The 23,063-nt window shown below is 69.6% G+C and carries 16 protein-coding genes; 9 read left to right on the forward strand and 7 right to left on the reverse strand.

The window, feature by feature from the left end:
- The first annotated feature begins 3 nt into the window (after positions 1 to 3).
- Both ACLFA2_RS07855 and ACLFA2_RS07860 read left to right on the forward strand, forming a co-directional pair.
- Positions 4 to 1,329: a threonine/serine ThrE exporter family protein gene (locus ACLFA2_RS07855; protein ID WP_426622348.1), complete on the forward strand. Its 1,326-nt coding sequence runs from the start codon at positions 4 to 6 to the stop codon at positions 1,327 to 1,329.
- A 145-nt stretch (positions 1,330 to 1,474) separates the two neighbouring features.
- A complete protein-coding gene (locus ACLFA2_RS07860) occupies positions 1,475 to 3,994 on the forward strand; it encodes a LuxR C-terminal-related transcriptional regulator (protein WP_426622349.1) in 2,520 nt (839 codons plus the stop codon).
- Positions 3,995 to 4,064: 70 nt separating this feature from the next.
- On the opposite strand, the gene ACLFA2_RS07865 is transcribed toward ACLFA2_RS07860, so the two are convergent.
- From ACLFA2_RS07865 to ACLFA2_RS07875, 3 genes are all read right to left on the reverse strand, one after another.
- A complete protein-coding gene (locus ACLFA2_RS07865) occupies positions 4,065 to 9,278 on the reverse strand; it encodes a beta strand repeat-containing protein (protein WP_426622350.1) in 5,214 nt (1,737 codons plus the stop codon).
- Positions 9,279 to 9,529: 251 nt separating this feature from the next.
- A complete protein-coding gene (locus ACLFA2_RS07870) occupies positions 9,530 to 12,061 on the reverse strand; it encodes an FtsX-like permease family protein (RefSeq protein ID WP_426622351.1) in 2,532 nt (843 codons plus the stop codon).
- Positions 12,061 to 12,828, reverse strand: a complete 768-nt coding sequence (locus tag ACLFA2_RS07875; protein WP_029258848.1) for an ABC transporter ATP-binding protein — start codon at positions 12,826 to 12,828, stop codon at positions 12,061 to 12,063. The genes ACLFA2_RS07870 and ACLFA2_RS07875 overlap by 1 nt, the downstream gene beginning before the upstream one ends.
- Positions 12,829 to 12,936: 108 nt before the next feature.
- Between ACLFA2_RS07875 and ACLFA2_RS07880 the strand changes: the two genes are divergently transcribed.
- From ACLFA2_RS07880 to ACLFA2_RS07910, 7 genes are all read left to right on the forward strand, one after another.
- Entirely contained in the window at positions 12,937 to 14,169 is a 1,233-nt protein-coding gene (locus ACLFA2_RS07880; protein ID WP_426622352.1) for a sensor histidine kinase, read from the forward strand.
- Positions 14,157 to 14,795 carry a response regulator gene (locus ACLFA2_RS07885; RefSeq protein ID WP_136024589.1) on the forward strand — a complete coding sequence of 213 codons (639 nt, stop codon included), beginning with the start codon at positions 14,157 to 14,159 and terminating at the stop codon, positions 14,793 to 14,795. The genes ACLFA2_RS07880 and ACLFA2_RS07885 overlap by 13 nt, the downstream gene beginning before the upstream one ends.
- 49 nt (positions 14,796 to 14,844) lie before the next feature.
- A complete protein-coding gene (locus ACLFA2_RS07890; protein ID WP_426622353.1) occupies positions 14,845 to 15,606 on the forward strand; it encodes a LysM peptidoglycan-binding domain-containing protein in 762 nt (253 codons plus the stop codon).
- Positions 15,607 to 15,798: 192 nt separating this feature from the next.
- Entirely contained in the window at positions 15,799 to 16,161 is a 363-nt protein-coding gene (locus ACLFA2_RS07895) for a PadR family transcriptional regulator (RefSeq protein ID WP_021200180.1), read from the forward strand.
- A 2-nt stretch (positions 16,162 to 16,163) separates the two neighbouring features.
- Positions 16,164 to 16,535 (forward strand): DUF1048 domain-containing protein, encoded by a 372-nt coding sequence (locus ACLFA2_RS07900; protein WP_021200179.1) that lies wholly within the window; start codon positions 16,164 to 16,166, stop codon positions 16,533 to 16,535.
- Positions 16,532 to 17,308: an ABC transporter ATP-binding protein gene (locus ACLFA2_RS07905; protein WP_029265621.1), complete on the forward strand. Its 777-nt coding sequence runs from the start codon at positions 16,532 to 16,534 to the stop codon at positions 17,306 to 17,308. The genes ACLFA2_RS07900 and ACLFA2_RS07905 overlap by 4 nt, the downstream gene beginning before the upstream one ends.
- Complete coding sequence (locus ACLFA2_RS07910) at positions 17,305 to 18,072, forward strand: ABC transporter permease (protein ID WP_021200177.1); 768 nt, start codon at positions 17,305 to 17,307, stop codon at positions 18,070 to 18,072. The genes ACLFA2_RS07905 and ACLFA2_RS07910 overlap by 4 nt, the downstream gene beginning before the upstream one ends.
- 231 nt (positions 18,073 to 18,303) lie before the next feature.
- Here ACLFA2_RS07910 and ACLFA2_RS07915 read toward each other — a convergent pair whose 3' ends face one another.
- The 4 genes from ACLFA2_RS07915 to ACLFA2_RS07930 are packed head-to-tail and all read right to left on the reverse strand — an operon-like array spanning position 18,304 to position 22,915.
- On the reverse strand, positions 18,304 to 18,687 hold the full coding sequence (locus ACLFA2_RS07915) for a RidA family protein (RefSeq protein WP_021200176.1): 384 nt from the start codon (positions 18,685 to 18,687) through the stop codon (positions 18,304 to 18,306).
- Between the two features lie 24 nt (positions 18,688 to 18,711).
- Entirely contained in the window at positions 18,712 to 20,301 is a 1,590-nt protein-coding gene (locus ACLFA2_RS07920) for an N-acyl-D-amino-acid deacylase family protein (protein ID WP_426622354.1), read from the reverse strand.
- 8 nt (positions 20,302 to 20,309) lie between these two features.
- Entirely contained in the window at positions 20,310 to 21,569 is a 1,260-nt protein-coding gene (locus ACLFA2_RS07925) for an alanine racemase (RefSeq protein WP_426622355.1), read from the reverse strand.
- Complete coding sequence (locus ACLFA2_RS07930; protein WP_029265625.1) at positions 21,566 to 22,915, reverse strand: MFS transporter; 1,350 nt, start codon at positions 22,913 to 22,915, stop codon at positions 21,566 to 21,568. Before ACLFA2_RS07930 ends, ACLFA2_RS07925 begins: the two co-directional genes overlap by 4 nt.
- Positions 22,916 to 23,063: the final 148 nt, after the last annotated feature.

Here is a 23,063-nt window from a genome sequence, read left to right on the forward strand (position 1 = left end):
GACATGACCGACGGCGTCGACCGGACCGCACTGCGACAGTTCCTGCTCGGGTTGGCGCAGGGCATGAACGCCTCGGCCGAATCGGTCGACCGCATCCGCGACACGATGTCCGACGTCGCGAAGGCCTACGGCGGCGGTGACGCCGACTTCGTCGTCCTGCCGACGATCATCCTCGTCGAGACCGGGGAGTCGGAGGAAGCCCGCGTCGCGATCCGCTCCGCCACGAACGCCTCTTTCCGCTTCGATCAGATCGCCGCGCTGTACGAACTGATCGGCCAGGCGCGGACGGGGGCGATCCCGCCACTCGACGGCATCAGACGGCTGAACGAGATCGGAGCCATGCGCCCGCGGCTCGACTGGTTCACGCGCACCCTGGGTCACGCCATCCTCACCACCGGGCTCGCCCTGCTGCTCGCGCCGACCTGGCAGGGCGTGATCGTCGCGTTCGTGCTCGGCTTCGGTATCGGGCTGCTCAAGCTGGTGCGGTCGCCGACACTCCAGCTGATCCTGCCCATCGCCGCCGCGTTCGTGTGTGCGGCGGCGGTCTTCCTCCTGGCCGAGGTGATCGAGATCGGCGATCCGATCCGTCTTCTCATCGCGCCGCTGGTGACGTTCCTCCCCGGCGGCGTGCTGACCACGGCGACGGTCGAGCTGGCGGCCGGACAGATGATCTCCGGCGCCTCCCGCCTGGTCTACGGCTTCGTGCAGCTGGCCCTCCTGGCCTTCGGCATCCTCGCCGCCGGCACCGTGGTGGGAGTGGAGTCGCGATCGTACGAACCGTTGGAGGCCACCTCCCCCCTGCCGTGGTGGGTGGCGATCATCGGAATCCTCGTCTTCGCGCTCGGCAACTATCTGCATTTCTCGGCGCCGCCCTCGACCTTCGGCTGGGTACTGATCGCCCTGGTCGTCGCGTATTCGGGGCAGTGGGCAGGCAACGAGTTCGTCGGCCCCACGGTCGGAGGTTTCGTCGGCGCGCTCGTGATGACCCCCGTCGTCTTCTGGATAGCGGGGCTCCGGCACGGGGCGCCGTCGCAGCTCACGTTCCTGCCGGCGTTCTGGCTGCTCGTCCCCGGAGCGGCCGGTCTGGTCGGACTCACCGAGGCGGTCGCCACCGACGGCGGACTCACCGACTTCGTCGCGGCCCTCGTCTCGGTCATGTCGATCGCCCTCGGTGTGCTCATCGGCACCGCGCTGTACCGCGTCGTGCATCATGGTGCGGAAGAGATCGTGCAGTTCGCCGTGGCCCTGCCTGCGCCCGACGAGACCACGTCGACTCCGAGATTCTGGTCACGGCTCACGGCTCCGTGGCGTCGGTCGGCCGACCACTGACGCGACCGGACGGCGCAGAGTCCGGCATCCCTCCCCCGGGTATCGCCGGAACTCCCTCCCCTTGGCTTGCCCCTCTGGCTTGCCCCTCTGGCTTGCCCCTCTGAGATTTCGGAATATCGTAGGGGTGGGGACCTGGGGAGGTACGGTGTCGGCATTTGTCGCGCAGGGGGACGGACACATACCGCGAGTATCGGCGCACGCCATCAGTCGTCCACGACTGATCGCCGCGCTCGAGACCGAGACGCCGTTGACGCTGGTCCGGTCGGCATCGGGGTCGGGCAAGACCACCGCGCTCGTCGATTGGGCGGCCGCGACCACCTCACGTGTCGTGTGGATCACCGTGACGCCTTCCATCGCGACCGGCGACGCCCTCGCCCGCGCGCTGCTGCGGGTACTGCCGGGCACGGCTCCCGCGCACTCCGCCGCCGCGGAAGACGGCTGGGCCGCCGTGACCTCGCGTCTGTGCGACGTGGACGGTCCACTGGTCGTGGTGCTCGATGATGCGGCCGCCATCGACCGCGAGGGCGTGTTCGCACTGTGTCGAGCCGTCGCCACCACCCCGCTGACCCGCCTGATCGTCGCCACGAACCGCCCCAGCCCCTTCGACAGCGAGGGCCTCGACCTCGTGATCGACACGACGCTCCTGGCCCCCGAAGAGCTCATGTTCGACGCCGAGGAGATCCGCCGGGCGCTCGACGTCGACGAAGACACGGCCATCGCCACGCGCGAAGCGACGGGAGGGTTCCCCGCTCTCATCCGTGCGCTGGCCCTCCGGGGCGCCGGAACGGACGCGGTGTCGTTGCGCGCCGCCGCCACCGTGATCGAGGACTACCTGCAGGATCGGCTCGCCGAATGCGCCTTCGATCGGCAGACCCTGCAGGGCCTGTTGCGGATCAGCGTCACGGAGTCGGTCGACGTTCCGCTCGCGGTGGCGCTGACGGGTGACGCCGAGATCCCCAGAGCCCTGGACCAGGCCGAGACGTTCGGCTTCGGTCGCTGGGCCGCCGACGGGCGCAGCGCCTTCGCCCTGACGCCGCTCACGCGAGGCATGCTGCGCCGCGAGCTCCGCCGGGTCGCTCCGCACGAGATCCCCCAGCTGCGGCGCGTCGCGGCAGAAGGTGCGGTGCGCCGCGACCTCCCGCTCGAGGGACTCCGCCTCGCCCTGGAAGACGACGACCTGCGCCTCGCGACGCACGTCACGATGTCGGGATGGAACCGGCTGCTCCACCGTGATCGGAATGCGGTGGTCGAGCTGCTCGGGGATGTGCCCGTGGCGCGGCTCAAGCGGGAGCCCCTCGTGGCCATGCTGCTCGGGATGTGCCTCAAACCCAACCGGCTCCGACGCCAGCGCGGGCTCCAGCTGCTGCGCATGGCGGTGGCGGCGGCGAACGCCCGCCGCACGACGCTCTCGGCCACAGAGCGGATCTTCATCTGGGCGGCCGAGAGCGCGTCGCTGCGAGCCATCGGTCGACCGGAGCGGGCAGCCCAGGTGGCGGCGCGCGCACTGGCGCTGTTCCACGAGACCCCCGAATCGCAGTGGCAGCAGTACGCCCGCGACATGCCGCTGCTGTGCACCCATCTGGGCATCTCGCTCTATTACGGCGGAGAGCAGGAGGAGGCCATCCGGCTGTGGGAGGAGGCCACCGCCCTGGCCGCGGCGCACGGGAGCACCAACACCTTCCACGGGATATGCCTCCTCGCCGGGGTCCACGCCCTGAACGGGGATCTGCCGGAGGCGCGTCATTATGTCGGTCTCATCCGCGACGGCGAATGGGACCCGGTGCTCCTCGACAGCTATCGGGGCACCTACTACCGGGTGGCCGAGGCGATGCTCGCGGTCGAGGACGGCGACATCGCCGCGGCGAAGCGGCACATCCGCTTCTTCGAACCGTACCGGGCGACGAGCGAGCACTGGACGACGATGGCCTCCGTGGAGGCATGGATCGCTCTGCACGAGGGTGAGGCCGCTGCCGGACTGGAGCGCCTGGAGTCGTTCGTCCGTCTCCGGGGAAAAGAGGCGAGTGCACCTCACGTGCGCCACGCCCTGTCGCGCCCGAGGACGCTCCTGCACCTCGCCCTCGGTGATGTGAGCACCGCCAGGAACATCGTGCAGCGGGATACGCTTCCCGACCGTTTCGGCACGGTCCTCAAACGGGCGCGTCTGGCACTCGTCGACGGCAGGACCGCCGACGTGGTCCGGCTTCTGGGGCAGACCCGCCTGCGCCCGTCCACCGCCCGAGAGCGCGCCGAAGCAGCGGCCGTGCACAGCGCCGCACTGCACCGGGTGTCCGCTGCGGCCGCGCAGCCGTCGAGCGAGGCCCTGAACGCCCAGCTCACCGACCGGGGACTCACCACCCCGCTCGTGCTCCTGGGCGCCGAGGACTTCGGCGCCGTGCGATCCGATCTCGACCCCACCGGTCGGGCGACCTTCCCGCTGCGATCGGCGCTGCCGTCGTTCGCGACCCGGCCACGACTGTCATCCCGCGAGCAGATCGTGCTGCGCGCCCTGACGTCGGGAGCGCCGCTGCCGGCGATCGCCGACGAGCTCCGCGTCTCGCAGAACACGCTCAAGACCCAGCTCCGCAGCATCTATCGCAAGCTCGGCGCCCACAACCGCGCCGAGGCGATGGAGCAGGCGGCGCGCCACGGCCTGCTCGCGGAGTGACCCGCGGTCCCGCGGGAACGCGGAAGGCCTCGCCCGTCGCATGCGACGGACGAGGCCTTTCCCGTGTCCGCTAGACCTGCGCCCGGCGACGACGCACGATCAGCAGCACGGCACCGCCGAGCAGCAGCGCGATCGCGAGAGCCAGCACCCACGGGGCCAGCAGGCCGCCGGTGAGAGCGAGCGGCGTGAGCACCGGGTTCTCGGTCACGCTCGTCGGCGGAGTGATCGTCTCGCCACCGGGAGGCGTGGCCGTCCCCACGGCCACGTTGCGCAGATTCGCTCCGGCGGCGTCGGCGTGCACGGTCACGGAGTACGTGATCGTGACGCTCTCGCCCTCGGCGAGGCTGCCGGACCAGCGCAACTGCGTGCCTTCCACCGTGGGAGCGGCCACCGTGCGTGCGGATGCCGTGCCGTCGCCCACGACGGCGGTCGCGCCGGCGCGGAGGTCTGCGTGCCGCAGCACTCCGGAGAGATCATCCGTGATGACGACCTCGTCGAGGCCCGTCTCGCCGGTGTTCGTGCCGACGAGCGTGTACGTGACGACGCTTCCCGTGGCGACGGCCGTACCGGTTCCGGGATCGGCGGTCTTGACGAACGCGAAGCCGGGGGTGCCGACAGGGTTCTCCGTCGTGACGGGCGGAGGCGTGATCACCGCACCACCCGGCGGGGTGGCGGTACCGGAGACCGTGTTCGCGATCGTCGCACCGCCCGCGTCGCCGTTCACGGTGACCGAGTACGTGATCGTGACGCGCTGGCCCACGGCGAGAGCGCCCGTCCAGGTGAGCGCGTCGCCGTCCACGACAGGAGCCGGGGCTGACCCGTCGACCACCGTCGCGGTGGCGTCGCCGTTGTAGGCGGCGTGGGCGAGCACGCCCGACAGGTCGTCGCTGATGCTCACAGGCGCCAGTGCGGTCTCACCGGTGTTCACGCCGGTCACCGTGTAGGTGATGACGCTGCCGGGGTCGACTCGGGTTCCCGAGGAGGGGTCGGCCGACTTGCGCACCTCGAAGCCGGGCTCGTTCACCGGATGCTCCGTCGTCGCGGGAGGCGTCTCGATCGGCGGCACACCTCCCGGCGGGGTCGCCGAGCCCGAGACCGAATTCGCGAGAACCGTTCCCCCGGCGTCGGCCTGCACGGTCACGGAGTACGTGATCGTGACGGTCGCACCGACGGGGAGGACACCATCCCACGACAGCCGGTCACCGGTCACCACAGGGGCGGTCGCCGCGGTGGTGCCGATCCTGGCGGTCGCGTCGCCGTTGTAGTCGGCGTGCGAGACCACTCCCGAGAGGTCGTCGACGATCGTGACCGGGTCGAGGATCGTCTCGCCGGTGTTCACGCCGGTCACCGTGTAGGTGATGACACTGCCGGGGTCGACCGCGGTGCCCGCCGCCGGATCGGCGCTCTTCGACACCGAGAATCCGGGCACGTTGACGACGTTCGTCGTGATGCCGGGCGGCGGGGTGATGACCGAGCCACCCGGCGGAGTGGCGGTCGCGCTCGCACTGTTCTCGAGCACGGATCCCACGCCGTCCGCCCCGACCGTGACGGAGTACGTGACGGTGACGGTCTGGCCGACCGCGAGCGCGCCCGACCAGCGGAGCTTCACTCCGGCGACGGACACCGCACCGGCGGGCTGTCCGCCGATCACGGCCACGGCATCGGAGTTGTACGACGCGTACGGCAGCACCTTCGACAGGTCATCCGTGATCTCGACCGGGTCGAGGGCGGTCTGACCGGTGTTGACGGCCGTCAGCGTATAGGTGAGCACGTCACCGGGGTCCACGGCGGTGCCCGGTGCCGGATCGGCCGTCTTGGCGAACGTGAAGCCGGGTGCGTTGACCGGGTGCTCCGTCGTCGAGGGCGGCGGGGTGATCGGCGTGCCCGGGGTCGTCGGGCTGTCGGGGTCGCTCGGATCGGTCGGGATCAGCGGAGTCGCCGTGCCCGTCGCCGTGTTGGCGACCGTCTCGCCACCGGCGGTCGGATCGACCGTCACCGAGTAGACGATGACGACGTCCTGACCCGGGCGCAGCATTCCGCTCCAGGACAGGGCCCCGCGAGCCACGCTCACGTCCCCGCGGGTGGCGGTCACGTCGTCGTTGTACGACGCGTGGGCCAGCGCACCGCGCAGGTCGTCGGCGATCGAAGCCGGGTCGAGCACGGTGTCACCCGTGTTGGTGCCGGTGACCGTGTAGGTGATGACGCTGCCGGGATCGACGCGCGTCCCGGTGACGGGATCGGCCGACTTGGTCACCGTGAATCCGGGGGTGGCGACCGGGTGCTCCGTCGTCGACGGGGGCGTCGTCACCGGGGTTCCCGGTGTGGTCGGGCTGCCCGGGTCCGTCGGGTCGACCGGAATGAGGGGTGTGCCCTCACCCGTGACGGTGTTGCGCAGCAGCACACCGGTGGCATCCTCGTCGACCGTGACCGTATAGGTGATCTCGACCCGAGCGCCGGGAGCGAGCGTCCCCTTCCAGGTCAGGGTGGTGCCGTCGAGGGCGATCGCGCCGGTCGAAGCGGTCGCGTCGTCACCGTACCGGGCGTGCGCGAGCACGGCCGACAGGTCGTCGACGATCGTCGCCGGATCGAGCGTCGTGTTGCCCGTGTTGACACCCGAGATCGTGTAGGTGATCGTGTCACCCGCACGCACGGCGGTACCGGAGGCCGGGTCAGCGGACTTCACGACCTCGAAGCCGGTGTCCACGACCGGGTGGTTCGTCTCCACCGCCGGCGGGACGATCGGCGTTCCCGGGGTCGAGGGACCGGCGGGGTCGGTCGGGTCGACGGGGATCTGCGGCGTGGCGGTGCCGGTGGCGACGTTGTGCAGCAGCGCCTTCTGGACACCCGCGTCGACGGTCACCGAGTAGCGGATCGTGACGGAGGCTCCGCGGGGCACCTCACCCGACCAGGTCAGCGTGCTGCCGGTGACGGTGACGGAGCCGCGGTCGGCGGTGACGTCGTCGTTGTAGCCGGCGTCGTCGAGCACACCCGAGAGGTCGTCGACGATGCGGGCCGGGTCGAGGTCGGTATCACCGGTGTTGGTGCCGGTGATCGTGTACGTGACCGTGTCGCCGGCCGAGACCGCCGTGCCCGACGCGGGATCGGCGGACTTGCTGATCGTGAAGCCCGACCCGATGACCGGGTGCTCGGTGGTGACGGTCGGCGGGACGATCGGCTCGCCCGGCACCTCCGGCCCCTCGGGATCACCGGGCTTCGGCGTGGTCGGCGTCGCGGTGCCGGTGACGGAGTTCTTCAGGATCGCTCCCGAAGCGTCCGCATCCACGGTCACGGAGTACGTGATGGTCACAGCCTGCCCGGGGGCGAGCGCGCCGGTCCAGGCGAGGTCGTCACCGGTGATGGTGGCGGCGCCCGTGGTGAGGGGCGTGCCGGCGACCGAGGTCGCGATGTCGGAGTTGTAGGCGGCGTGCGCGAGCACACCGGACAGGTCGTCGGCGATCGACGCGGGGTTCAGCGTGGTCGCCCCCGTGTTGGTCCCGGTCACCGTGTACTCGATGACCTGCCCCGGCTCCACGACCGTTCCCGCTGCGGGGGTGGAGGTCTTGGCGACGGTGAAGCCCGCGACGGGGTGCTCGGTGGTCACGGGCGGGGTGACGGGCGGAGGGAGCGTGCCGGGCGGGGTGCCCGAGGCGGTGACGCTGTTGGCGATCCGCTCACCCTCGACGCCGGCGTCGACGATGACCGAGTAGGTCAGGGTGAGCACCTGACCGGGCTCGAGCGCACCTGTCCAGGCGAGGTCGTCACCCGTGACGGTGGCGGCCCCAGACGCCACGGGCGTGCCGTCGATCTTGGTGACGACATCACCCTGGTACTCGGCGAACGCGAGCACGCCGGAGAGGTCGTCGTTCACCTGCACGGGGTCGAGGACCGTGTTCCCGGTGTTCTCGGCCTCGACCGTGTACGTGAGGCGCTGGCCGGCCTGCACGGCGAGGCCGTCGGCGGGATCGGACGTCTTGCGCAGAGCGAGGCCGGGCACGAGTCGCACGTTCGTGAACGTGCACGTGACGTCGGTGCCGCGCGAGCCCGACGGCTGCGTCACCTCGCCCGAGGCGGTCACCGCCACCGGGGTCGTGGTCCCGTTGGGGTTCACCTGCACGCAGTCCAGCGACTCCGCGTACCGGGTGCGATCCGTCGTGCCGGATGCCGCCTCGGACAGGCGGAAGGTGTCGCCCTGGTTGGTGAAGACCGGGCCCGCGTAATCGGGCTGCAGGCCCGTGCGCTCTCCGCGCGTGGTGGCGTCGGTCTGCGCGACCTGGTAGCCGGCGGGCGACTGCACGCGCAGCGCGAACTGGTCGGTGGCCGAGTGGCGCCCCGCGGGGAGGTCCTTCTTCAGCGTGAGGGTGTTCGGGAAGGTGCAGCTGGACATGTCGGTGGGAGCGAAGGACCCGAGCGACGTGGTGTTGACGGTCTGCCCGCGGGGTAGGTCGACCTCGATGATGCGGTTTCCGCCACCGGACGCGGAGACGAAGATGTGTCCGAGGTTTCCGAACGCGATGCCGTTGCCCTGCACACCGGCACCCATGTCGTGCACCTGCTTGGCCTCGATGGTGGCCGTGCTCGGCGTGACCGTGGCGGGCAGGTCGGCGGAGTAGATGAAGTTGTCCGCGACCAGGACGAGCTGACCCGAGGCGCTGAAGGCCATGTCGCCGTTGGCGCCGAACGCGCTGCTGCCGGCGGTCGGGCGGAGGGTTCCGACCTGCACGTAGGTCTGCGGCGTGAGGTTCTCCTCCCACGCGTAGATGTTGATCGCGCCGTTGATCGTGCCGCTGGCGAAGTAGTAGACGCCCGTGTCGGGGTGCACGGCGCCACGCAGCACCGACGAGTTGAGGGTGAACGACGTGCGCGTGGTGACGTCGGTCACACGGTCGTGCTTGGCCAGCACCTTGCTTCCGGCGGCGTTGGTGACCGTGTAGGCGTACTGGCCGCTGGACGAGATGCCCAGGGCGTTGTTGGAGTGGTCGACGCCGAGGGTCGTGGCACCGAGCGTTCCCCCTTCGCCGGGGGCACCGCCCTGCTCGTTCACGACGAACTCGCGCACCTCGGTCGCGCTCTGCACGTACACCGCTCCGGGGGTGCAGAGGAACGGATCAGCCGCAGCTGCCGGCGCTGCCGTCAGCGTCCCGCCGATGAAGACCATCGACGAGGCGACGAGCGCCGTGCTCACGGCGCCGCCGATCAGCTTTCTCGCGCGGCCCCGCCAGCGGCTGCGCCGCTCGGACGGAAGGCCATCGGATGTGCGGTCCTTGCGGGCAACACGAAACGCCATGACTGTCTCCCCATTCATCGCTTCCCCGGCGCGCACTCGCGCACGGAAGCCCCCGCCCCCTCAGGCGACCGCCGAGCACCATTCGGGCATGGTGAACTCGGTCCGGGCCACCGCCAGCCTGCCCGTCGGCCGGTACGCGATCCTGCCGATCCCGGAGAATTCACCCCGCCTTTTCACCCCGTACGACGGCTTCCCCCGTTCCCGCGAAGAGGGGCGCACCGACGACTCCGGCGCGCCCCTCCGCAGCGTGGCTACTGCCGGGACCCGATCTCGTCGATGGGACGGGTGCGCATGGTCGCCGTGGTCCCGACCCACATCGCCACGAGTGCCAGCGCGCCCATCGCCCCGACGATCAGGAACGACCCCAGCACGGGCAGCGCGGGGATCGGCTGCCCCGAGATGCCCATGCTCACGCCGATGAGCGGAGGGATCGCGACGACCACGCCGAACACCATCGCGATCACCGCCACGAGCACGGCCTCGATCCGCATCATCGAGCGCACCTGCCCGCGGGACGATCCGATCAGCTGCAGCAGAGCCAGCTCCCGTGAGCGCTCACCCGTCGCCATGACGAGCGTGTTCACCACGGCGATCGCGATGTAGCCGAGGATCACCAGCAGGGCGACGAGGTTCACCCACCCGTTCTGGGCGTGCGCTCCGGCCCCCGCGGCCTCCTGCCCCGATCCGTCGGTCACGAGCAGACCGCGCGCCTCCAGCGCGGCCCGGACCTCGCCGGTCGCCCCCTCGTCGACCGCCACGAGCGCGAAGGCATCGAGACCCGTCGTGGTGTGGGCTCTGACCTCTTCGGCGGCCATGGTGAGGTCGCCGAAGCCCAGACCCCGCTCGTACACCGCGACGACCGTGGCCTTCAGCGGCGAACCGTCTCCGAGGTGTCCGACGACCGTGCCGCCGATACCCAGCCCGAGCGTCTGCGCGGCATCCGTGCTCACCGCGACCGTCGCGATGCCGTCGAGGTCGGCGAGCGATCCTTCACGCACGCGGAGATCGAGACTGTGCGCGATGTTCTCCGGGTCGACGCCCTGCAGCACATGCTCGGCACGCTCCAGCTTGCCCTCGAAATCGAACGAGTCCACCACCGCCGCGCTGAGCGCGACCCCCGACGCCTCGGCCACCCCGGCCATCTCGCGGATCACGTCGACCGCCTCCGGCGAGAGTCCCGACGGCGCGGCCACCCGCAGGTCGGCGATCACCCCGGCGCTGGCCTGGGTCGCCGCCTCCGCGGCGATGATCGACGGCGCCCCGATCTGCACGAGGCCCAGCCCGATGCCGAGAGCGATCGGCAGGATGGCCGACGCCAGCCGCCTGCTGTGCGCCGCGGCGTTCGCCGACGCGAGGAAGCCCGCAGACGACGAGCGACGCAGCACGGTGCCGACCAGCCGGACGCTCAACGACACCAGCCACGGGCCGAGCACCGCGAGCGCGACGATCAGCAGCATGGCCGCACCGGCAGCCGCGCCGGCGGCGACCTGCCCGCGCACGACGAGCGGCACCGTCGAGACCGAGATCCCCGCGGCGGCGAGCACGATTCCGGTGATGATGCGCGGCAGACCGATGGCCGGAGCGCCCGTCGCCGATTCCCGCAGCGCTTCGACCGGATCGAGCTTCGCGACCCGGGCCGCCGCGATGCGCGCCGCACCCCAGGCCGAGGCCAGCACGAGCAGCACCGCGCCGACGGCGGGGAGAGGACCTGTGGCCAGGGCGAAGTCGCCGGGGATCACGCCACCGGATACGAAAGCCGCCTGCAGCACGGTCGACAGCAGGTATCCCGGCGCGATGCCGAGCAGCACCGCGACGGCCGAGACCCACAGCACCTCGCGGGCGACGAGCGCGTGCACCTGGGACGGACTCGCCCCGACGGCCCGCAGCAGCGCGTAATCACGGCGGCGCGACTGCACCGACAGCGACAGGGTGCCCGCCACGATGAACATCGCCACGAGGATGCAGGTGCCGACGAACGCGCTGCCGATGGCCACGAGCGTCGAACGCGCGGCGCCCGAGTCGAGGAACTCGACGTCGCCGCGGGCGTCTCCCGTGCGGGCGATCAGGTCGGGGAAGGCCTCGCGGATCGCACCGGCCGTCTGCTCGGGGTCGACGCCCGAGACGAACACGCCGAGTGCCTGCGCGGCCCCCTCGTGCGGGTCGAGCTGGTCGATGCGACGCTCGCTGAGGAACACGTGCGCTCCTCGCTCCGGCATCACCGGTGCCGCGACCTCGCCGACCACGCGGTACTCCGACGGGACGCCGCCGTGCGCGAGGACGACCGCGTCGCCCACGGCAAGACCGCTGCCCGCGGTGACGACGACCTCGTCGGCTGCCGCGGGCTCCCCACCCTCGCGCAGCTCGAAGCCGGTCAGCGCGGTGGAGGGCCACGGGTGCGCCTCGACCAGGACGGAACCGCCGGCATCGGCATCCGCACCGGCATCCTGCAGTGAGAGCGGAATCGTGACGTCGGCCACGACGCGGTCGACTCCGGGAAGAGCGGCGATGTCGCGCGCTGCGTCGGCGGGCAGCGGCACGCGTTCCCGCAGGGGAACCGGCAGGTCTTCCGGCACATCGACCTGCTGCGGCGCACCGACCACCACGTCGACCGCGGCATAGCGTTCCGGCGCCAACCCTCCGCGAATACCGGATTCGACGAGGACTCCGAGGCCCGTCACCAGTGCACTCGCCACGAACACCGCGACCGCCACTCCCACGAAGCTCCCGCGGTGATGGCGAAGATCGGCACCGACGAGTCGGCTCAAGCCCAGCGTGCCCGACATCACCACTCCCCCAATGCGCTCATGCGGGCGTTGATCTGCGCGGGGTCGGCACCGTCGAGATATCCCGCGAAGGCTCCATCGGCGAGGAAGATGGTGCGATCCGCGTGCGCGGCCACCACCGGGTCGTGCGTGACGACCACGACCGTCTGATCGAGCTCGCGCGCCGTGTGCGCGAGCAGGTCGAGAACCTGCTTGCCCGAGCGGGAATCGAGCGCGCCGGTCGGCTCGTCGCCGAACACCACATGCGGCCGGGTGATGAGCGCGCGGGCGATCGCCACCCGCTGCTGCTGGCCCCCGGAGAGCTCGGAGGGGCGACGACGGCGGTACTCGGTGAGCCCCACGGCGTCGAGCAGGAAGTCGAGCCACGGCGCCTCGAGTCGACGGCCGCCGAGTCGCAGCGGCAGAGTGATGTTGTCTTCGACGTTCAGTGCGGGGAGCAGGTTGTATGCCTGGAACACGAAGCCCACGTGATCGCGGCGGAAGGCGGTGAGCTGGCGTGCCTTCAACCCCGAGATCTCGGTTCCGCCGAGGTGCACGGTGCCACTGCTCGGCCGGTCGAGTCCTGCGGCGCTGTGCAGCAGGGTGCTCTTGCCCGAGCCCGAAGGGCCCATGATCGCGGTGAACGTGCCCTTCGCGATGGCGAGGTTCACGCCACGGAGGGCCGTGACGCGGCTGGCACCTGTGCCGTAGGTCTTGACGACGGACTGCAGCCGCAGTGCTTCGGAGGGCCGCGCGTCGACGGCCGGGGAGAGGGGGGTGAAGGTCATGATCCGACGCTAGGGACGGGGCGGACGGCATCCCATCCCGCCCGCTGCCGCTTCGATGGTGGTGCTGGCTATACCGTGCCGCTCCGACCGCTCGGGCAGACTGTGAGAGTGAAGGACGGACGGATGCGGCGATGGCTGCGCGCGTGGGGATACCTGGCCGTCGAGGCCGGAGTCTCGATCGCCTCCGTGATGTTCCTCTGCCTGGGCATCGTCCTGCTTCCCTTCATGATCCTCACCGGCGGCGTGCTGCTGATGCCCGAGACCGTGCAGGGCCTGCACCGCTGGACGGACCTGAACCGCCGTCGTGTCGGCGCCTACCGGGGCGAGGAGCTGACGCCGATCGGCCACGTGCTCCCGCCGGCCTCGACCATCGACGATCGTCTGCGCTTCGCTTTCTCGCGCGCCACCGGCCGCGACGTGCTGTGGCTCGCCGTGCAGGGGCTCCCCGTGCTGTTCGTCTCACTGCTGACGATCTCGCTGCCGGTCGCGGCGGTCAACACCCTCGCGATCACCTACTACTGGCAGTTCGCTCCCGCCGACGACCCCGTGGGTTCGGTGTACCCCGTCACGTCCTGGGAGCTCGCGGCCACGATGCCGCTGCTCGCGGCGGCGTACGCGATCCTGTCGATCCTCCTGATCCCCGCGGTCGCACGGCTGGTGTCGTACGTGTCGGCGACGCTGCTCGCGACGCCGGAGAAGTCGCGCCTCGCCGCACGGGTCGACGCCCTGACCCTCAGCCGCGCCGCCGCGCTCGATGCCCACGCGGCCGAACTGCGGCGCATCGAGCGCGACCTGCACGACGGTGCGCAGAACCGCCTGGTCAACGTGGTGATGATGCTCGGGATCGCCGAGCGCGCGCAGGAGACCGGCGGCGACGTGCTCGAACCGCTGCGGCGAGCGCAGGATGCGGCGACCGACGCGCTCGCCGGACTCCGCCGCACGGTGCACGACATCTACCCGCCGATCCTCGACGAGCTCGGGCTGGAGGGGGCGCTGGCGTCGCTGGCCGGGCGCAGCGCCGTGCCCTGCACGATCGAGACGTCGCAGGTCGGACGCGTCCCGGCCGCCGTCGAGTCGGCCAGCTACTTCGTGGTGGCCGAGGCTCTGACCAACGTCAGCAAGTACAGCGATGCCACGCGGGCCGCGGTGCGGGTCGAACGGGAGGGGGAGGTGCTGCTGATCACGGTCGAGGACGACGGCGTGGGCGGAGCAGCCGAACGCCCGGGCGGCGGCGTGGCCGGCATCCGTCGTCGCCTCGAGGCCTTCGAGGGTGGGCTGGAGCTGTCCAGCCCGGTCGGCGGCCCCACCATCCTGAGAGCGGAGCTGCCATGCGGATCGTGATCGCCGAAGACGACACCCTGCTCCGCGAGGGGCTGGCGCTGCTGCTGCGCAGCGAGGGGTTCGAGGTCGTGGCGGCCGTCGACAACGCCGAGGCATTCCTCGCCCGGCTCGACGAGGCCGATGCCGCCGTGGTCGATGTGCGGATGCCGCCCACCTTCACCAGCGAGGGGCTGAAGGCCGCGGCCGAAGCCCGCGCTCGCCGCCCCGGTTTCCCCGTGCTGGTGCTGTCGGCCTACGTCGAGGATCGGTACGCCGGTGAGCTGCTGGCTGCCGGAGCGGACGGCCTCGGCTATCTGCTCAAGGAGCGTGTCGGCAAGGTCGCGGCCTTCATCGATGCCCTGCACCGCGTGGCCGCCGGCGGCACGGTGATGGATCCCGAGGTCATCTCGCAGCTGATGAGCCGCCGTCGCGCCGACGATCCGGTGCAGACCCTCACGCCCCGCGAGCGCGAGGTGCTGGGCCTCATGGCCGAGGGGCTCGACAACGGCACCATCGCCGAACGGCTCTTCGTGACCGAGACCGCGGTCAGCAAGCACATCGGCAACATCTTCGCCAAGCTCGGCCTCGCCGCAAGCGACAGCGGCCACCGGCGTGTGCTCGCCGTGCTCGCGTACCTGCGCAGCTGACGACGCCCGCTCTGGCGCCGCAGTGTCGAGCGATGCCATGCTGTCGGGGATGAAGCGCACCACCAAGATCACCACCGCCGTCGTCGTCGTGGCCGTCGCCGGGCTGGTCGCCGTTGCCGCTCCCGCCGTGATCAGCGCCGCACCCGCCGTCGTCGACGCGGCCTCGTGGGCGTCGGAGCGCTTCGCCGCCGAACCCTCCACGGCCCCGACGAGTGCCGCCGACGCCTCTGATCCGGTCGGATACGTCGATCTGGGCGATGGCATCGGCGTTCCCGCCGGCGGACCGGGTGATTGCACCACCAACGCGTTCATCAACATCGGGAGCGACGACGGCTCCCCGGCTCACGGGAAGCTCCTGGGCGAGCTCGTCGACATGGGCGCGTCGGAGCTGGCACGCGGGCCGGTCACCCTCGATGCCGACGGCCAGATCTTCTCTTACGAGGTGCAGGCCGGCGACAGCCTCATCGCGATCGGCGAGCGCTTCTGCGTCGACTACGTCACCGTCGGCAGCTTCAACCACGTGCGCGGCAATGAGCCGATCGCTCCCGGCGACGTGCTCTACCTGCGCCCGGACCCGACGCTTCCGTTCGTCGACATCTACTCGCCGTACAACGCCGAACCCGGGTCTTCGACCATCCCCTACTACGACGGAGTGGCAGCGTTCTCCACCGCTGTCGCCACCGCAGACCTGGGTGCCGCGCGGTGGCTGTGGCAGCGGCTGGAGAAGGACATGCCCCCGGAGACGGCGGCCGTGATCTCACAGGCCCTGAGCACCGACGACCTGGCGCTGCTGCGCCGCATGTTCCCGTAGCAGCGCTTCCCCCTCTCCGCGCTTCCCCTCTCCACGCCTCGCCGTCGACGGTCGTTCTCGCGCGCCCGGAACCGCTTCGGGATCTCGTCCGAAAAAGTTTGGTATTCGGTGTTGCTAAGTACCGGTACTCGGTGTTACTTTGTACCGGTACCCAGCAACACTGAGTACCAACCGAAACGAAAGGAGGACCTGATGGGCAAGCAGATGACCGAGATGCTCAAGGGCACTCTGGAGGGCATCGTTCTGGCCCTCCTCGCCGAGCAGCCGGCATACGGGTACGAGATCACCACACGCATCCGCGACCACGGATTCACCGACATCGCCGAGGGCACGATCTACGCACTCCTCGTGCGCATCGAGCAGAAGAACCTCGTCGACGTCGAGAAGGTCCCGAGCGAGAAGGGTCCGCCGCGCAAGGTGTACACCCTGAACGCACAGGGCCGCCAGGAGCTCGAGGAGTTCTGGAAGACCTGGGACTTCCTCGCGCAGCACATCGCACAGCTGAACAAGACCGACACCGACAATACGAGCACCACCCCGAACAAGGAGAACTGATCATGGCCGCAAAGTGGATCGAAGCGCTCACCGGATCGCTCGAGCAGAAGAAGCAGTACAAGCAGGCCAAGGCCCGCATCGACGCCCTCCCCTCGCCGTACCGCGAGGTGGCGAACGCCCAGTACCGGTACTACCTGTACTACGGCGGCATCACCGACGGCGACACGATCGTCACGATGTTCCTCGACCTCGCCGACCTGTGGGAGCGCGCCGCAGTCGACGGCACGCCGGTCAGCGCCATCGTGGGCGATGACCCCGTGGAGTACGCCGAGGACTACGCCCGTGCCTACGGCGGCACGCAGTGGATCGACAAGGAGCGCGCACGCCTCATCAAGGCGTTCGACGACGCGAAGAAGAAGGAGAACGAGTCATGACGAACCCCGCCATCTCGGTGCGCGGCATCGAGAAGTCGTACAAGGATCTGCACGTGCTGCGCGGCGTCGACTTCGAAGTCGAGAAGGGCAGCATCTTCGCCCTCCTCGGCTCGAACGGCGCCGGCAAGACCACCATGGTGCGCATCCTCTCCACCCTGCTGAAGGCAGACGCCGGCACGGCGACCGTGCAGGGCGTGGATGTCGCCTCCGACCCGGTCGGCGTCCGTGAGCGCATCAGCCTCACCGGGCAGTTCGCCGCCGTCGACGAGATCCTCACCGGACGCGAGAACCTCGTGCTGGTCGCGAAGCTGCGGCACCTGCCCGACGCCGGGAAGGTCGCCGACGACCTGCTGGCGACGTTCCGTCTGACCGATGCCGGCGGCCGCAAGGTCGGCACCTACTCCGGCGGCATGCGTCGCCGGCTCGACATCGCGATGAGCCTGGTCGGCGACCCCGAGGTCATCTACCTCGACGAACCGACCACGGGCCTCGACCCCGAAGCCCGCATCGAGGTGTGGGACGTGGTCAAACAGCTCGCGAACAGCGGCACCACCGTGCTGCTCACCACACAGTACCTCGACGAGGCGGAGCAGCTGGCCGACCGCATCGCGATCCTGCACGAGGGTCGCATCATCGCCGACGACACCCTCGCCGGCCTCAAGCGGCTGCTCCCCGCCGCCAAGGTCGAGTACGTCGAGAAGCAGCCCACCCTCGAGGAGATCTTCCTCACCCTCATCGGCCCCAAGGCCTCCGGAAAGGAGAACGCAGCATGAGCACGCACTTCGCCGCCGATACGGCGACACTCACCGGCCGCTCCATGCGGCACATCTTCCGCAGTCCCGACACGATCATCACCACGGCGGTCACCCCGATCGCGCTGATGCTCCTGTTCGTCTACGTCTTCGGCGGTGCACTCCAGCAGAGCACCGGCACCGACAACTACGTGAACTACCTGCTGCCCGGCATCCTGCTCATCGCGATCGCATCCGGCATCGCCTACACGGCGTTCCGACTGTTCACCGACATGCAGAGCGGCATCTTCGAGCGGTTCCACTCCATGCCGATCGCGCGATCGAGCGTGCTGTGGGCGCACGTGCTCACGTCTCTCACGGCCAACGCCATCACCCTGGCGATCATCTTCGGCGTCGGATTCCTGATGGGCTTCCGCACCGGGGCGAGCTTCTGGGCCTGGCTCGGAGTCATCGGCATCCTGATGCTGTTCACCCTGGCCCTCACGTGGCTGGCGATCATCGCGGGTCTGAACGCCAAGACGGTCGACGGCGCGAGCGCGTTCTCGTACCCGCTGATCTTCCTGCCGTTCATCAGCTCGGCGTTCGTGCCGACCGACACCATGCCGGCTCCGGTGCAGTGGTTCGCCGACAACCAGCCGGTCACCTCGATCGTCAACACCATCCAGGCACTCTTCGCCGAGAAGCCCGTCGGCAACGACATCTGGGTCGCCCTCGCCTGGTGCGTCGGCATCCTCGTGGTCGCCTACGTGTTCGCGATCATCTCGTACCGGAAGAAGGTCAGCTGATCTTCGCCCAGCGAGACGGGACGCTCCGACCGGGTCACTCGACCCGGCCGGGGCGTTTCGCCGCGCTCGGCGAGGTGTCGGACCTCGGCGTAGCTTCGGACCTCGGCGTAGCTTCGGACCTCGGCGTAGCTTCGGACCTCGGCGTAGGGAGGAGTTCCCCCTCTCGGGAAGATCCTTCCGCCCGGATGCTCCTCCCGACGCGGAGAACTCCGCCCGGGAGGAGGCGCGGGATCACGCCTGGCGCAGAGCCGCGACCACGTCGATCTCGACGAGGATGTTCGCCAGTTGCGAGCCCACGGTTGTGCGCACGGGGTACGGCGCGGTGAAGAACTCCTCGTAGGCCTCGTTGAACTCGGCGAAATCGGCGAGGTCCTGCAGATGCACAGTCGACTTCACGACGTCGTCCGTGGTCAGCCCGTGCACCGCGAGCACCTTCTGGATGTTCCGGAGCACCTGGCGGGTCTGGTCGCCCACGCTCGCGGGAACCGCGTGGTCGTTCGCCGCATCCTGCGGTCCGAACCCCGCAGTGTAGAGGAATCCGTTCGCGACCACTCCGTGGCTGTAGGGGCCGGCGGGCGTGGGTGCCCCGTCTGCGTAGAATCCGGTCTTCGGCATCTTTCTTTTCCTTTCGTTGACGATTCAGGTCTGAGGTGAACGGCGGAGCCCGCGGCCCGGCAGGGCACCGGTCAGGCACCCGTCAGCGAGAACACGGATACCGGCGACGAACACGTCGTCGATACCCGCACCGCGACCCCGAGGGTTCTCGTAGGTGGCGGTATCGGTGACCGTCTCCGGGTCGACAACCACGAGGTCGGCGATCGCCCCGGCCACGACGGCGCCCCGACGCCCGAGACCGAAGCGTCGCGCAGGCAGCGCCGACAGGTGGTGCACCGCATCCGACCACGTCCAGCTCGCCCGCTCCCGCACGTATTCGCGCAGGAAAAGCGAGAACGAGCCGGCCGCTCGCGGATGGGGATGGGCGCCGATGAAGATCCCGTCGGAGCCGCCCATCTGCCCGGGATGCCGGAAGATGCGAGCGAGTTCCGCTCCCGAGCGAGGGCTGCGCACTGCCATCACCGCGCTGCACTCCAGACGGCAGGCGGCGAGCGCATCGAGGGCGAAGTCGACCGGTGCGACGCCGGCACGGGCGGCCGCCTCGCGCAGCGTGAGCCCGTGCGCCCACGCCCACTCGGGCGCGGCGAGGTGAGCGAGTGTGATCATGTCCGCCCATTCCGGGCCGAGGCTGGCGCTGCGTTCCGCCCGCAGCGTGCACAGCTCGCGCAGCTCGGCACGGCGAGAAGGATCCGCGATCACCGCAACCGCCGCCGCCACCGGCAGTGCCGACACCGCAGGTGGGAGCAGCGGCATGCCCAGCAGCGTGCAGCCGCGGGTGTAGGGGTAGGCGTCGAAAGTCGCGTCCACACCGGCGGCACCCAGCGCATCGAGCTGATCCAGCACGATGTCGGCGTCGGCGTGGAAGTGCGAGATGTGCACGGACAAAGGAGATCCCGCATGCGCAGCGGCCATCCGGGCGATCTCCGCGATCTCCTCCATACCGGCAGCCGTGTTCGCCTCATATCCTCCGCGCATGTGCGTCACGTACACTCCGCCGGCACGCGCGACCGGTTCACAGAGGGCGGCTATCTCCGCCGCGTCCTGGAAGAGACCGGGCGTGTAGTCCAGACCGGTCGAGAGCCCGAGGGCGCCGTCGGACATGCCTTGCGCGACCAGAGCACGCATGCGTCGGCGCTCGTCCTCGCTCGCTGAACCAGCCTTGCGCCCACACACCTCGAAGCGCACGGTGCCCGCCGGTACGAGATAGCCGGCATTCACTGCTGAGATCCCGTCGACGGAGGCGAGGTAGGCGTCCACGCCCCCGCCCCGAAAGGTGGGGTGCGTCCCGTTGATGGCGGCGAAGTACTCCGACGCGTACTCACCGCTGCCCGGCGCGTACGACACTCCGTCCTGGCCGGCGATCACGGTCGTGATCCCCTGTCGCAGCAGAGCGAGAGTGACGTCCGGATCGTTCAACAGGCCATCGGCATGCGAGTGCACGTCGATGAATCCGGGGATCACCAGGCGATCAGAGACGTCGATCATTTCGTCGCCGTCATGCGCATCGACCCGACCGACCTTCGTGACGAGCCCGTTCTCGATCGCGACATCAGCGCGCATCGGGCCTGTCGCGTCGACGACTGATCCGCCGCGGAGAACTGATCGAATCATCATCGCTCCCCTCAGAAGTAGGTGCGGACGAGGCCGGTCACGACGTCGGATCCGGCGGACTCGACGACCGGCAGCACGCGCCACTTGTCGAAGGCGGTGCAGGGGTGCGACAGCCCGAGACGAACGACCGAGCCGATCGCGAGAGACTGTTCCGAGCGGACGTATGAGTGCTGATCGTTCATCGCCGAGACCTCGCCGTGCAGCGGCTGCCAGGGCCCGGCGACACCTCTGGACCAGGAGCGCGGGATCGGCAGACCTTCGTCGTAGGGCAGGTCTCGCTTCCCGGCGTCGACGAGAGCCAGTCCCGGTTCCGGCGCCGACACGACGCGCGCGATCGCGTGCATCGCGTTCAGGAATCGAGGAGAGTCTTCCGCCTGCACTGCCCCCTCATCGAACGGCGAGATGCCTCGATAGAAACCATCGTCATGCACGATGTAGGCGCCGGAGCGAAGGGTGAAATGCGTACGGTCATCGCGCGCGGTCGTCCCCCAGACGTCAGCGACGACATCGAAGTAGGCACTGCCGCCGGCGGTCACGAAGAGCTCGCCGGCGTCGTAGAGAGGCGTGATCGCGGAGTGCAGTTCGAGCTGGGACTGCAGGTACGCGCGGACGGCCGCGAGAGCCGCGGGGGAGCGATCGTGCGCGAGGCTCCCCTCGTATCCGGCCACTCCGGCGAGGCGCAGCACGGAGGATGCGGCGATGCGCTCAGCCACGCGCACGGCCTCCGCGATCGACCGCGCACCCGTGCGACCCCCTTCGCCGCCGAGCTCGACGCAGACGTCGACCGGGCGCGGTATCGCGGTGGAGAGCAGAGCCGCCTCCATCGTCTCGACCGTCGCAACCGAATCGACCCAGCTCACGAACCGGAAACCCGGATCCGCCAGCTCCTGCGCCAGCCACGCCAGCGCCGGCCGATCGACGGCGGCGTTCGCGAGCATCACCGAATCGACGCCCAGATCGCGGGCGGTACGAACCTGCCCCATGGTCGCGAAGGTGATGCCGAGCGCGCCCGCATCCCTCTGCCGCTTCCACAGCGCAGGCGCCATGGTGGTCTTGCCGTGGGGCATGAGGGCGAGGCCCCGCTCCGCGCACCACTGCGCCATCGTGGCGACGTTCGCCGTCATCGCTGCGTCGTCGAGCACGATCAGCGGAGTCCAGAACTCCTCGAGTCGTGGGGCTGTCGCGAGGAACTCCGTCACCGTCAATCCGGCCGCACGCCCAGGTAGGCCCTTGTCGCGCGCGGTGAGCACTCCTGCGTCATCCATCGTCATCGCGTCTTCACCGGCGTGCTCGTCTTCAGCTCGTGCAGGCGCCCCGCACCCTCGACATCGGGCTGGACCGAGGCGACCAGTGTGGCGATCACACCGACCACCGCGATCACCGCCGCGTACACGACGACCGGCCAGAAGGCGCCTCCGGCAGCCGCCACCAGTGCCGTGCAGATCAGCGGGGCGAGGCCGCCGCCGAGGGTGTTGGAGATCTGGTAGCCGATGTTCACGCCTGTCGTCCGAGCCTCCGGATCGAACATCTCCACGAGCATCGTCGAGAGGGTCGCCTGCATCGCAACGCCGAAGACGACGAACCCGAGGATCTGTCCGAGCCAGATCAGCCACATGTTCCCCGTGCTGAACATCATGAAGGCCGGATAGACCATGGCCGCGAAGCCGAGACAGCCGATGATGTAGACCGTCCGCCTGCCGATGCGATCGGAGATCGCACCCCACAGCGGAGCGACGACGATCTGCAGCAGACCCACGAGCATGGTGCCGGCGAACCCCATCCAGGCCGGCAGATGCTGGTTCGACACGATGAACGCCAGACCGTACGTGAGGATGACGTAGCCGGCGATCGACTGCGGCAACCCGATGAGGATGCCCATGATCGCGTTCTTCGGGTGACGGAAGACCTCGATGAGCGGGTTGGGCTTCTTGCCCGTGGTGGCGAGGAGAAGCGTCTGCGTGTCGGTGAACGCCTCAGACTCCTCGAGCTGGCGACGAAGCAGCACTGCCGCGATCGCGAGCACGATCGAGAAGACGAACGGGATGCGCCACCCCCACTGCAGGAACCACGATTCCGGCGTGAGCCCGAGACCTGCCATCAGACCGCCCGAGACCACGTTGGCGACACCCGCACCGCTGATGAGGAAGGCTCCGTAGAGCCCTCGCTTGCCGGTCGGCGCGGCTTCGACGACCATCGTGGCCGCTCCGCCCATCTCGCCGCCGACGAAGAAGCCCTGGCAGAGCCGGAAGAACAACAGCAGCAGCGGTGCAGCGATGCCGATCATCTGGTCGGAAGGGATCAGGCCGATGCCCGTGGTCGCTACCCCCATGCCGATGACCGTGCTCATGAGCACGACCTTGCGTCCCCGGCGGTCGCCGACGATACCCCAGATGATGCCGCCGACCGGACGGAGGAAGAATCCGACGGCGAAGGTCGCGAACGACGACAGCTGGGCGATGACGGGGTCGTTCGAGGAGAAGAACACCGCGGGGAACACTGCCGCAGCCGCGAGGCCGTAGAGGTAGTAGTCGTAGTACTCGATCAGCGTTCCGATCGCCCCACCGGCGATCGTCTTGCGCTGCTTCGGGGTCAGGCCAGATGAGGCGACAGTGGCCATCCGGGGCTCCTTCTTCGGGGAATGCAGGGCCGCATACGTTGCGGTCCGGCCTCGACGGATCGTCTGGGCGTGGATAAACTAACAGCGGAATAGACAATCTGTCTATCACTCGTATTTTTTGTACGCCTGTATCGTTGCTCCGGATTGG

This window comes from Microbacterium sp. As-52 (genome assembly GCF_049949185.1).
Lineage (GTDB): Bacteria > Actinomycetota > Actinomycetes > Actinomycetales > Microbacteriaceae > Microbacterium > Microbacterium maritypicum_A.

What these genes read in the sequence shown, in the direction of transcription:
- ACLFA2_RS07855 (WP_426622348.1), top strand. Translation starts at nt 4, where the DNA reads ATGACCGACGGCGTCGACCGGACCGCACTGCGACAGTTCCTGCTCGGG.
- ACLFA2_RS07865 (WP_426622350.1), bottom strand. Translation starts at nt 9,278, where the DNA reads ATGGCGTTTCGTGTTGCCCGCAAGGACCGCACATCCGATGGCCTTCCG.
- ACLFA2_RS07870 (WP_426622351.1), bottom strand. Translation starts at nt 12,061, where the DNA reads ATGTCGGGCACGCTGGGCTTGAGCCGACTCGTCGGTGCCGATCTTCGC.
- ACLFA2_RS07875 (WP_029258848.1), bottom strand. Translation starts at nt 12,828, where the DNA reads ATGACCTTCACCCCCCTCTCCCCGGCCGTCGACGCGCGGCCCTCCGAA.
- ACLFA2_RS07885 (WP_136024589.1), top strand. Translation starts at nt 14,157, where the DNA reads ATGCGGATCGTGATCGCCGAAGACGACACCCTGCTCCGCGAGGGGCTG.
- ACLFA2_RS07890 (WP_426622353.1), top strand. Translation starts at nt 14,845, where the DNA reads ATGAAGCGCACCACCAAGATCACCACCGCCGTCGTCGTCGTGGCCGTC.
- ACLFA2_RS07895 (WP_021200180.1), top strand. Translation starts at nt 15,799, where the DNA reads ATGGGCAAGCAGATGACCGAGATGCTCAAGGGCACTCTGGAGGGCATC.
- ACLFA2_RS07900 (WP_021200179.1), top strand. Translation starts at nt 16,164, where the DNA reads ATGGCCGCAAAGTGGATCGAAGCGCTCACCGGATCGCTCGAGCAGAAG.
- ACLFA2_RS07905 (WP_029265621.1), top strand. Translation starts at nt 16,532, where the DNA reads ATGACGAACCCCGCCATCTCGGTGCGCGGCATCGAGAAGTCGTACAAG.
- ACLFA2_RS07910 (WP_021200177.1), top strand. Translation starts at nt 17,305, where the DNA reads ATGAGCACGCACTTCGCCGCCGATACGGCGACACTCACCGGCCGCTCC.
- ACLFA2_RS07915 (WP_021200176.1), bottom strand. Translation starts at nt 18,687, where the DNA reads ATGCCGAAGACCGGATTCTACGCAGACGGGGCACCCACGCCCGCCGGC.
- ACLFA2_RS07920 (WP_426622354.1), bottom strand. Translation starts at nt 20,301, where the DNA reads ATGATGATTCGATCAGTTCTCCGCGGCGGATCAGTCGTCGACGCGACA.
- ACLFA2_RS07925 (WP_426622355.1), bottom strand. Translation starts at nt 21,569, where the DNA reads ATGACGATGGATGACGCAGGAGTGCTCACCGCGCGCGACAAGGGCCTA.
- ACLFA2_RS07930 (WP_029265625.1), bottom strand. Translation starts at nt 22,915, where the DNA reads ATGGCCACTGTCGCCTCATCTGGCCTGACCCCGAAGCAGCGCAAGACG.